This window comes from Streptomyces sp. AA4 (assembly GCF_000158875.1).
Classification (GTDB): domain Bacteria; phylum Actinomycetota; class Actinomycetes; order Mycobacteriales; family Pseudonocardiaceae; genus Amycolatopsis.
Map to the genome: position 1 here is coordinate 3,259,550 of NZ_GG657746.1, position 9,617 is coordinate 3,269,166.

Sequence of the window (9,617 nt, forward strand, 5' to 3'; positions counted from 1 at the left end):
GGGGCGTTACACGTGGCACCGCAGCCTCTGTTCGGGTCCGGTCGCGTTGGTGGTGGTTTCCGCGCCGTCGAGATGGCGCGCGGTGTTGACGAGCCCGACCATGGTGAAGGCCTGCGGCATGTTCCCGAGCTGGCGTCCGGCGGCCACGTCGTATTCCTCGCTCAGCAGTCCGACGTCGTTGCGCACCTCCAGCATCCGCTCGAAAACCTCGATGGCTTCGTCGGTCCGGCCGGTGCCGTGCAAGGCGTCGGCGAGCCAGAAACTGCACGGCAGGAACGCGCCTTCGCCGCCCTGCAATTCGCTGGGATCGGAGTCGGCGTCCGGGTCGAAACGGTGGACGAAACCGTCTCGCGACAGCTCGTTCCGCACCGCGTCGACGGTTCCGCGCACCCGCGGGTCGCTTCCGGGAAGGAAGCCGACGCGGGGGATGAGCAGCAAAGCCGCGTCGAGGCCGCGAGAGCCGTAGAACTGGGTGAACGTGTTGCGGCCGGCGTCGAAACCCTTGCGGCAGACTTCCTCGTGAATGCGGTCGCGCAGGGCGCGCCAGCGGTCCACCGGCCCGTCGAGGCGATGGCGTTCGACGGTGCGGACGGCTCGGTCGATGCCCGCCCACGCCATTACCTTGGAATGCACGAAATGTTGCGGTTCGCCGCGTATTTCCCACAGGCTGCGGTCGGGTTCGTCCCAATGGCCTTCGAGGAAATCGAGCAGCCCGCGTTGCAGGTCCCACGCCGGATGCGTCACCGGAAGCCCGGCTTCGCGGACGAGGTGCAGGCCGTCGAGCGCTTCGCCCCAGACGTCGAGCTGGAGCTGGCCCGCGGCGGCGTTGCCGATGCGCACCGGGGCGGAACCGGCGTATCCGTCCAGCCAGTCCACTGTGGACTCCGGAACGCGGCGGGAACCGTCGAGTCCGTAAAGGACCTGGAGTTCGGCCGGATCGCCGGCGGCCGCGCGGACGAGCCATTCGCGCCACGCGCGCGCCTCGTCCGGATAGCCAGTGCCGACGAGTGCCTGCAGGGTGAAGGTGGCGTCGCGCAGCCAGCAGTAGCGGTAATCCCAGTTGCGTTCGCCGCCGAGCTGTTCGGGCAGCGACGTCGTCGGCGCGGCGAGAATGCCGCCGGTCGGCTCGTACGTGAGCGCTTTCAGGGTGATCAGCGCGCGGCGCACCGCGTCCGGCCATCGGCCGTCGTACTGGCAGCGGCCGATCCAGTCCGCCCAGAAGCGCTCGGTGTGCGCCAGCGCTTTCTCCGGGTCCGCCGGCTCGGGCCGTTCGTGGTAGGAGGCGTGGTAGGTCAGGACGAACGGCACCCGCTCGCCCTCGGCGACGGTGAATTCGGCCGACCCCTCGGCGGACACTTCGACCGGAGTGGTCAGCCGGACCGCGTCCGGGCCGGCGACCGCGTCGAACCGCCCGTCGATGTGCCGGATCCACGGCCGCACCGACCCGTAGTCGAACCGCGGCCGCAGGCAGGTCCGCATCCGGACCCGGCCGCGCACGCCTTCGACGATGCGGACGAGATCGGCCGCCCCGTCGCGCGGCGGCATGAAGTCGAGCACGCGGACAACCCCGTCGGCGGTTTCCCATTCGCTGGAGAGAATCAGGGAATCGCCGACGTAGCCGCGGCGCGTCGCCGGTCCGCCGTCCGCGGGCGCGAGCTGCCAGACCCCCGCGCGTTCGTCGTGCAGCAGCGCGGCGAAGCACGCGGGGGAGTCGAACCGCGGCAGGCACAGCCACTCGACCGCACCTTCCCGCGAGACCAACGCCGCGGTGTGCAGGTCGCCGAGCAGGGCGTAATCCTCCATCGGGCGCTGGTTCATCGCGACGGAGTCAGTCCCGGCCGAGCGCTTTCGCCAGTTCCTTCTTGGTCATCGTGGACCGGCCGTGGATATTGCGTTTCTTGGCCTCGTTGTACAGCTGGTCGCGCGTCGGGCCGCCGGGGCCGAGCCGCTTGCCGGAACGGTGCCCGCCGCGCTGCTGCGGGGACTTGTCCTGCACCGAGGACTTGCTCGCGCGGTCCGATTCGCCCGACTGCGCCCGGTTCTTGTTCACCGTGCGGGCGGCGATCTCCTTCGCGCGCTTCTTGCTCGCGCCGCGCTCTTCCTGCGACTCCTCGATGTGCTGGTACTGCCGTTCGCGTTTCGAACTCCAAGCCTGCTGCGGCATCCCAGTCTCCTTCCGCCGTTCTTGATCCCCGGGTTGCCCGCGCGGACGGGGCGGAAACATCGCGGTTCGGCGCGCGGGAAACGGGTACTCGTTCGCGAGTGGGACGCGAACAGACTCTCGCCGGGCGGCTGCTGGCCGAGCACCTGGTCGCCGGCCGGCTGGAACCAGGAACCGAAATCGGCCTGCGGGTCGACCAGACGCTGACCCAGGACGCCACGGGCACGCTCGTGATGCAGGAGCTCGAGGCGCTCGGGCTCGACCGCGCGCGGACCGAGCTGAGCGTCCAGTACGTCGACCACAACCTGCTGCAGGCGGACGAGAAGAACGCCGAGGACCACGCGTACCTGCGTTCGGCGTGCCGCCGGTTCGGGCTGTGGTTCTCCAAACCGGGCAACGGGGTGTCGCATCCGACGCACATGGAGCGGTTCGGCGTGCCCGGCAAGAGCCTCGCCGGATCCGATTCGCACACGTGTGCGGCGGGGGCGCTGGGCATGCTCGCCGTCGGCGTCGGGGGCCTCGAAGTGGCGCTGGCCATCGCCGGGGAGCCGCTCTACCTGCGGATGCCGGAGATCTGGGGCGTCCGGCTGGAGAACGAGCTGCCGCCGTGGGTGTCGGCGAAGGACGTCGTGCTGGAGATGCTGCGGCGGCACGGCGTGAGCGGCGGACGGCACCGGATCATCGAGTACCACGGCCCGGGGCTCGCGTGCTTGAGCGCGATGGACCGGCACGTGATCGCGAACATGGGCGCCGAGCTGGGCGCGACCGCGACGGTGTTCCCCGCCGACGAGGCGATCCGCGCGTTCCTGCGGGCGGAGGGGCGCGAGCACGACTTCCGCGACCTGCGCGCCGGACGCGAGGCTTCGTACGACATCGAGGACGAGATCGATCTGTCCACTGTGGAGCCATTGGTGGCAAAACCGTCGTCGCCGGGCAACGTCGTCCCGGTGCGCGAGGTGTCCGGGACGCCGGTGGGGCAGGTCGTCATCGGCTCGTCGGCCAACCCCGGGTTCCGGGACTTCGCCGTCGCCGCGGCCACCGTCCGGGGCAGGCAGACCGCCGATTCGGTCAGCTTCGACGTCAACCCGACGTCGCGGCAGATCCTCGTCGAACTGGCCCGCAGCGGGCACCTCACCGACCTCGTCGCCGCCGGGGCCCGCGTGCACCAGGCGGGCTGCCTCGGCTGCATCGGGATGGGCCAGGCGCCCGCGCCCGGCACGAACTCGCTGCGCACGTTCCCGCGGAACTTCCCCGGCCGCTCCGGCACCGCGGACGACGCGGTCTGGCTGTGTTCGCCGGAGACCGCGGCGGTGTCGGCGCTGACCGGCGTGCTGACCGATCCGCGCGATTACGCCGCCGTCCACCATCTCGCGCACCCGCGCGTCTCCGGACCGGCCCGTTCCGCGGCCGATCCGCGCGTCTTCGCCGCTCCGCCGCCGGAGGACGAGGCGCTGCGGGAGGAGCTGGTGAAGGGCCCGAACGTCGCCGGGCTGCCGGACTTCGACCCGCTGCCGGACGAGATCGAGGGCCCGGTCCTGCTGAAGGCCGGAGACGACGTGTCGACCGACGAGATCTCGCCCGCCGGGGCCCGCGCGCTGCCGTACCGGTCGAACATCCCGAAGCTGGCCGAGTTCACGTTCACCCGGATCGACGAGGACTACCCGAAGCGCGCGGCGGACAGCCCGGAGCATTTCGTGGTCGCGGGGGAGAACTACGGCCAGGGCTCGTCGCGCGAGCACGCCGCGATCACCGCCCGGTACCTGGGCCTGCGCGTGGTGCTGGCCCGGTCGTTCGCGCGGATCCACTGGCAGAACCTGGTCAACTTCGGGGTGCTGCCGCTGGAGTTCGCCGACCCGGACGACAGCGACAAGATCCAGCGCGACGACGTGCTGTGCGTGTCCGGGCTGCACCGGCTGGCCGAGAAGGCCGAGTTCACGGTGCGCAACCAGACCCGGGGCGAGGAGTACCGGGCGAGGCACCAGTTGTCGCCGCGCCAAGTGGACGTGCTGCTGGCCGGCGGGCGGATTCCGCAGCTGGCGCGAGCGTTGCACTGAGGCTCAGGAGGCCTTGAGCGCGGCCTCCAGATCGGCGCGGGACATCTTCGAACGCCCCTTGACGTCGCGTTCCTTCGCCAGCTTCTGCAGCTCCGTCTTGGACAGCTCGGAAAGGTCCGGGCCGCTCGATGTGCGACTGTCCGAGGATTTGCCCTTGCCCCCGGCGCGCGGCTTGCGGCTGCTGCGCACGCTGTTGGCCAGCGCCTCCATGAGGTCGACCACCTTCGTCGGCTGCTCCGGCTCGGCGGCGGGCGTGACGGTGTTCCCGGCGCGTTTGGCCTCGATCAGCTCGTCCACGCGCTGGCGGTAGGTGTCGGTGAACTGCTCCGGCTTCCACGGCTCGGACATCGCGTCGATCAGCTTGACCGCGAGGTCCAGCTCCTTCTGGTTGGTCTTGGCCTTGGCCGGCAGCTGCGGCACGTCGTCCGCGCTGCGCATCTCGGCGGCGTAATGCAGCGTGTTGAGCACGATCACGCCGTCGCCGGCGCGGGCGAGCGCGAGGTGTTCGCGGCCGTGGAAGACGAACTTCGCCACGGCTGCCTTGTCGCGGCGGGCGAGCGCGTCGAGCAGCAGCACGTACGGGCGCTGCGCTTCCTCCTTGGCGGGCGCGAGCCAGTAGGCGCGGTCGAAGTACATCGGGTCGACTTCCTCGAGGTCCACGAAGCTCTCCACCTCGAGCGACCGCGACCGGCCCGGCGCGATCTCGTCGAGTTCCTCCTGCTCGACCAGCACGTACTCGTCGTCGCCGACCTCCCGGCCGCGGACGATGTCGTCGTAGGGCACCTCGTCGCCGGTCCGCTCGTTGACCCGCCGGTAGCGGATGCGGTCCCGCGTCCCGCGCTGGAACTGCGTGAAGTGCACGGCGTGGTCCTCGACCGCCTTGTACATCCGCACCGGGACGTTGACCAGCCCGAACGACAGCGCACCCTGCCACACCGGACGCATCGGCGCTCCTTCCTCCCTGGTGCCCAGCGGGTACCCAAAACGGGCTCTCGGCACACCGCGCCGGTGTAAGCGAGGGGGATTCGGGGTAGCTTCTGCTCCGATGCGCATAAAACCTCGCGGAAGCCAGTTCTTCCAGCTGCTCGCGGACGCGGCCGCGAACCTCGTCACCGCCACCGCGCTCCTGCGGGACCTCACCGAGGCGGCTCCTCCGGACCGGGAGGCCATCGCGGCCCGGCTGCACGAGGTCGAACACGCCGGCGACGACCTGACGCACACCATCATGGTCGAGCTGAACAGCACGTTCGTCACGCCGTTCGACCGCGAGGACATCCAGGCGCTCGCCGCGCGGATCGACGACGTCCTGGACTTCCTGGACACCGCCGCCGACCTCGCGGTGCTGTACCGGCTCGACAAGTTCCCGCCCGGGACCGACGGCATGCTGCGGGTGCTGTGCCGCGCCGCGGAGCTGACCGCGGAATCCATGCCGGGGCTCGCGAAGGTCGGCGAGCTGTCGCCGTACTGGATCGAGATCAACGCGCTGGAGAACGAGGCGGACCACACCTACCGGCGGATGCTCGCCGACCTCTTCCAGCCGGGAGCCGACGCGCTCGAGGTGCTCAAGGCGAAGGAAGTCGTCGAGCAGTTCGAACTGGCGGCCGACGGCTTCGAGCACGTCGCGGACGTGGTGCAGACCATCGCGGTCAAGGAGTCCTGAGTGGACAGCACCGCCGCGCTGGTCGCCGTCGTGGTGCTGACGGTCTTCTTCGACTACACCAACGGTTTCCACGACGCCGCCAACGCGATCGCCAGCGCGGTGTCGACCCGGGCGCTCCCGCTGCGCACCGCGCTCGTGCTGGCCGCGGTGATGAACCTGGCCGGAGCGCTGCTGTCGACCGGGATCGCCGCGACCGTCGCGAAAGGAATCATCGACGTCCCGGCCGGTCCGGGCGCGCTGACCGTGGTGCTCGCCGCGCTGGTCGGCGCGATCGCGTGGAACCTCGTGACCTGGTATTTCGGGCTGCCGTCCTCGTCGTCGCATTCGCTGATCGGCGGCATGGTCGGGGCCGCGCTGGCCGCGGCGAGCACGGTGCACTGGACCGGCATCGTGGAGAAGGTGCTGGTGCCGATGGTCGCGTCGCCGCTGCTCGGGCTGGTGCTCGGCTACGCGGCGATGGTGGCGGTGCTGTGGCTGCTGCGCCGGGCGAATCCGCACCGCAGCGGCCGGGTCTTCCGCCGGATGCAGATCGTGTCGGCCTCGGCGCTCGCGCTCGGACACGGTTTGCAGGACGCGCAGAAGGGGATGGGCGTGCTCGTCCTGGCGCTGATCGCGGCGGGCAAACAGGACACGTTCTCGGTGCCGCTGTGGGTGACGCTGGTCTGCGCCGGGGCGCTGTCGCTCGGCACCTGCTCGGGCGGCATGCGGATCATGCGAACGCTCGGCCGCCGGGTTTTTCCGCTCGATCCGCCGCACGGGTTCGTCGCGGAATCGGTCGGGGCTTCGGTGCTGTACTTGACCGCTTTTGCCGTGAAGGCCCCGATCTCGACCACGCACGTCATCACCGCCGCGGTGATGGGCGTGGGCGCGACGCGGCGGCTTTCGGCGGTGCGGTGGGGGATCGCGCGGGACATCGTGCTGGGCTGGGTGCTGACGTTCCCGGCCGCGGCGGGGGTCGCGGCGCTGGTCTTCTGGCTTCTGTCGGCGTTCGGCTGATCACCTGGGCACGAGGGCGAGAACTTCCGCGTCGCTGGTCGGGCTGAAATCCGCGTAGAACTCGCCGACGGCGCGGAAATCCTCTGGTTCGCGGAGACAGACGACCTCGTCGGCCTCGCGGGCGAGCTTGTCCAATGCGGACGGCGCGCCGACGGGGGCGGCGAAGAGCAGCCGCAGCGGTGCGTGCGAGCGAAGGGCTCTCAGCGCGGCGATCGCGGTCCCCCCGGTGGCCACGCCGTCGTCGACCACCACGACGTCGTGGCCCGCCGGGGAGTGCGGGACTCGGCTGCCCAGGTACCGGCGGACCTGGTCGCGCGCCTCGGTGCGGGCGTGGTCGACCTGGCGGGCGACGTCCTCCGGCGTCAGCCTGAGCGCTCGGAGCCCGGCGCGGTCGAAGTACGGCGGCCCGTCCGCCGCGACGGCGCCGAGCCCGAGTTCCGGCTGTCCCGGGGCGCCGATCTTGCGGGCGACCAGGAGTTCCAGCGGCGCGTGCAGTTCTTCGGCCACGGGCGCGGCGACCGGAAGCCCGCCGCGGGCGAGCCCGTAGACCACCGGATCCGTCCATTCGCGCCTGGCCAAGGCGGCGGCGATCTGGGTGCCCGCGTCGGCACGGTTCCGGAACGGTCTCACCTGCGGCGCTTCTTGAGGACGCGGCTCAATACCTTGCTGGCGACGGGCAAACCGGCAGCTACGGCACCGGTATAGCGGCTGAGCGGGGAATGGTCTTTCTCCGCGGACCGAGGGTCCTTTGTGGACTTCTTCGTGCGGCGCAGCAGCTGCGCGGCGGCCAGCGCGGCCGCGGTCGCTCCGGCCGCCACCGCGCCGTGATGGCGGCTCAGCACCGGCTGGACGTCGTGCGCTTTCGCCTGCTGATCGAACTCTCCGTGCGCGCCGTAGTCGTACCCGCGCGGGCCGTCCGCCGGTTCCCACAGGTTCGCGGGCTGGCTCGGCCGCTGCGGCTGCCCCGTCTGCTGCGCGCCGAAGCCGGTGCGGGCGAGGTACCGGTCGAGCAGCCCGGGCGCGACGGCGTTGGCCAGCAGCGTCGCGGCGGTGCTCGTGCCGACCCAGTACTCGCGGCGGCGCGGGTGGTCGGCGGCGTGCAGCACCGCGCGGGCGGCGAGTTCGGGCTGGTAGATCGGCGGGACCGGCTGGGCGTGCTCCGGCAGCCGCGACAGCAGCCAGGTGAACTGCGGCGTGTTGACCGCGGGCAGTTGCACCATGGTCGTGCGGACGCCGCTGTGCTCGTGCAGAAGTTCGCAGCGCAGCGCTTCGTTGAAGCCCTGAATGGCGTGCTTGGCCCCGCAATACGCGCTCTGCAGCGGGATTCCGCGATACGCGAGGGCCGAGCCGACCTGGACGATCGTGCCCGCGTCCCGCGGCTTCATCCGGGCGAGAGCGGCCATCGTGCCGTGCACGAAACCGAGGTAGGCGACCTCGGTGACCCGGCGGTACTCGTCGGGTTTGACCTCGGTGAACGGGGCGAACACCGAGCTGAACGCGACGTTCACCCAGACGTCGATCGGCCCGAGTTCCTCCTCGGCGCGGGACGCGGCGGCGTCGACCTGGTCGAAATCGGCCACGTCCGTCGGCAGCTCCAGCGGCGTGCCCCCGGCTTCCCGGACGTCTTCCGCCGCGGCGGCGAGTCCCTTTTCGCCCCGCGCGAGCAAGGCGACTTTCGCGCCGCGGCTCCCGTAAGCGCGGGCGACGGCCCGGCCCACTCCGGCGCTGGCCCCGGTGACGACTACGACGGGCGGCATGGAAATCCTTTCCCCGGACCAGGAGTCCGGCGGGTCGGCGGACGCAGACACTCCTGGCGGGCGACGTGCCCGCACACCGCGATCGCCGCCAGCACGAAGCCGAGCAGCGCGAGCGGCACCTCCGGCGGAAAGACGATCCCGCAGACGACCAGGCCCGCCGCGAGCGCGGTGAGGGCCCAGCACGCCACCGGCCACGCCCGGCGCAGCGGCCACGCCGTCTGCCCGAAGGCGCGCCGGACCCACAGCGCGCCGGTGGCGAGAAGCTCTCGTTCCATCGACCGCAGCGCCCGGTGGGGATCCGGCTGCCGGTGCGCGGCCATCGCCTGCTCCCTTCCGCCTGACCGACGGCTTACCCGCTTCCGGCCAGGCCAAACCGGAACCGCGGAAGCGTCCGGTTTGCCCGGGAACCCGGCGGGTAACCGGGCGGGCGAGGCGCACTCACCGGAGGGAGCACATCAATGAGCAGGCTGCTGGTGGACCCGGAAAGCGCGACTGTCCCGTGTGGACAGTGCGGGCGCGAGGCGGTGCACGTGGGACGGCTGGTCCAGGAGGACGGGACGCCGGTCAGCCACGCGGTCGTGTGCACGGTATGCCGTGCCCACCGGCCGGGTCCCGGGCTGGGGGACACGCGACGTCCCCGGCTGGCCATGCTTTCGCGGCCGCCTGAAGGCTGATCCGCCGCGGAGTCCGTGAAGGGCTCCTTGCGGGAATCTGATTCCCGCAAGGAGCCCTTCACGTACGTCACGGGGCGCGGTGAACGGACCTCCGCTTACTCGATGCCGAGCACGGACTCCGCGGTGGTCCAGTTCGTCAGCATGGCGTGCTGCGCGTCGGCGAGGGTGGCCTTCCCCGCGCAGACCGCCTTCTTGACCGCGTTTTCGACGGAGTCCTTGGTGTAGGAATTCTGGTCGCCGTCGTGCGGTTCGGGCCAGAGGTTCTTCGGGTCCCGCGGCGCACCGCCCAGTTCGAGCGGCAGGAAGTGGTCCTCC

At 71.2% G+C, this 9,617-nt stretch carries 10 protein-coding genes and 1 pseudogene; 4 read left to right on the forward strand and 7 right to left on the reverse strand.

Features of this window, described 5'->3' with window-relative positions; translation table 11 throughout:
• Window positions 1-6: 6 nt before the first annotated feature.
• A complete protein-coding gene (locus tag SSMG_RS15225; protein WP_009077222.1) occupies window positions 7-1,818 on the reverse strand; it encodes a glycoside hydrolase family 15 protein in 1,812 nt (603 codons plus the stop codon).
• A gap of 10 nt (window positions 1,819-1,828) precedes the next feature.
• Window positions 1,829-2,164, reverse strand: a complete 336-nt coding sequence (locus tag SSMG_RS15230) for a hypothetical protein (RefSeq protein ID WP_009077224.1) — start codon at window positions 2,162-2,164, stop codon at window positions 1,829-1,831.
• A gap of 98 nt (window positions 2,165-2,262) precedes the next feature.
• Here SSMG_RS15230 and SSMG_RS15235 point away from each other — a divergent pair, with 98 nt between their 5' ends.
• Window positions 2,263-4,215 carry an aconitate hydratase gene (locus SSMG_RS15235; protein WP_009077225.1) on the forward strand — a complete coding sequence of 651 codons (1,953 nt, stop codon included), beginning with the start codon at window positions 2,263-2,265 and terminating at the stop codon, window positions 4,213-4,215.
• Window positions 4,216-4,218: 3 nt separating this feature from the next.
• Here the strand turns inward: SSMG_RS15235 and SSMG_RS15240 are convergent, their stop codons facing one another.
• The gene (locus tag SSMG_RS15240) at window positions 4,219-5,160 is read right to left on the reverse strand and encodes a Ku protein (RefSeq protein WP_009077226.1); all 942 of its coding nucleotides are present in this window, start codon (window positions 5,158-5,160) and stop codon (window positions 4,219-4,221) included.
• A gap of 100 nt (window positions 5,161-5,260) precedes the next feature.
• Here SSMG_RS15240 and SSMG_RS15245 point away from each other — a divergent pair, with 100 nt between their 5' ends.
• Together SSMG_RS15245 and SSMG_RS15250 are read left to right on the forward strand one after the other, a co-directional pair.
• Window positions 5,261-5,875 (forward strand): DUF47 domain-containing protein, encoded by a 615-nt coding sequence (locus SSMG_RS15245; protein WP_009077228.1) that lies wholly within the window; start codon window positions 5,261-5,263, stop codon window positions 5,873-5,875.
• Window positions 5,876-6,871, forward strand: a complete 996-nt coding sequence (locus tag SSMG_RS15250; RefSeq protein ID WP_009077230.1) for an inorganic phosphate transporter — start codon at window positions 5,876-5,878, stop codon at window positions 6,869-6,871.
• Here SSMG_RS15250 and SSMG_RS15255 read toward each other — a convergent pair whose 3' ends face one another.
• The 3 genes from SSMG_RS15255 to SSMG_RS15265 are packed head-to-tail and all read right to left on the reverse strand — an operon-like array spanning window position 6,872 to window position 8,948.
• On the reverse strand, window positions 6,872-7,501 hold the full coding sequence (locus SSMG_RS15255) for a phosphoribosyltransferase (protein WP_009077232.1): 630 nt from the start codon (window positions 7,499-7,501) through the stop codon (window positions 6,872-6,874).
• Window positions 7,498-8,628: an SDR family oxidoreductase gene (locus SSMG_RS15260; RefSeq protein ID WP_009077234.1), complete on the reverse strand. Its 1,131-nt coding sequence runs from the start codon at window positions 8,626-8,628 to the stop codon at window positions 7,498-7,500. The genes SSMG_RS15255 and SSMG_RS15260 overlap by 4 nt, the downstream gene beginning before the upstream one ends.
• Entirely contained in the window at window positions 8,613-8,948 is a 336-nt protein-coding gene (locus SSMG_RS15265) for a DUF3040 domain-containing protein (protein WP_009077236.1), read from the reverse strand. The genes SSMG_RS15260 and SSMG_RS15265 overlap by 16 nt, the downstream gene beginning before the upstream one ends.
• 138 nt (window positions 8,949-9,086) lie before the next feature.
• Between SSMG_RS15265 and SSMG_RS45375 the strand changes: the two genes are divergently transcribed.
• Complete coding sequence (locus SSMG_RS45375) at window positions 9,087-9,302, forward strand: hypothetical protein (RefSeq protein WP_158688035.1); 216 nt, start codon at window positions 9,087-9,089, stop codon at window positions 9,300-9,302.
• A gap of 95 nt (window positions 9,303-9,397) precedes the next feature.
• On the opposite strand, the pseudogene SSMG_RS15270 reads toward SSMG_RS45375, so the two are convergent.
• Window positions 9,398-9,617, reverse strand: a pseudogene (locus tag SSMG_RS15270) (hypothetical protein); the annotation flags it as partial.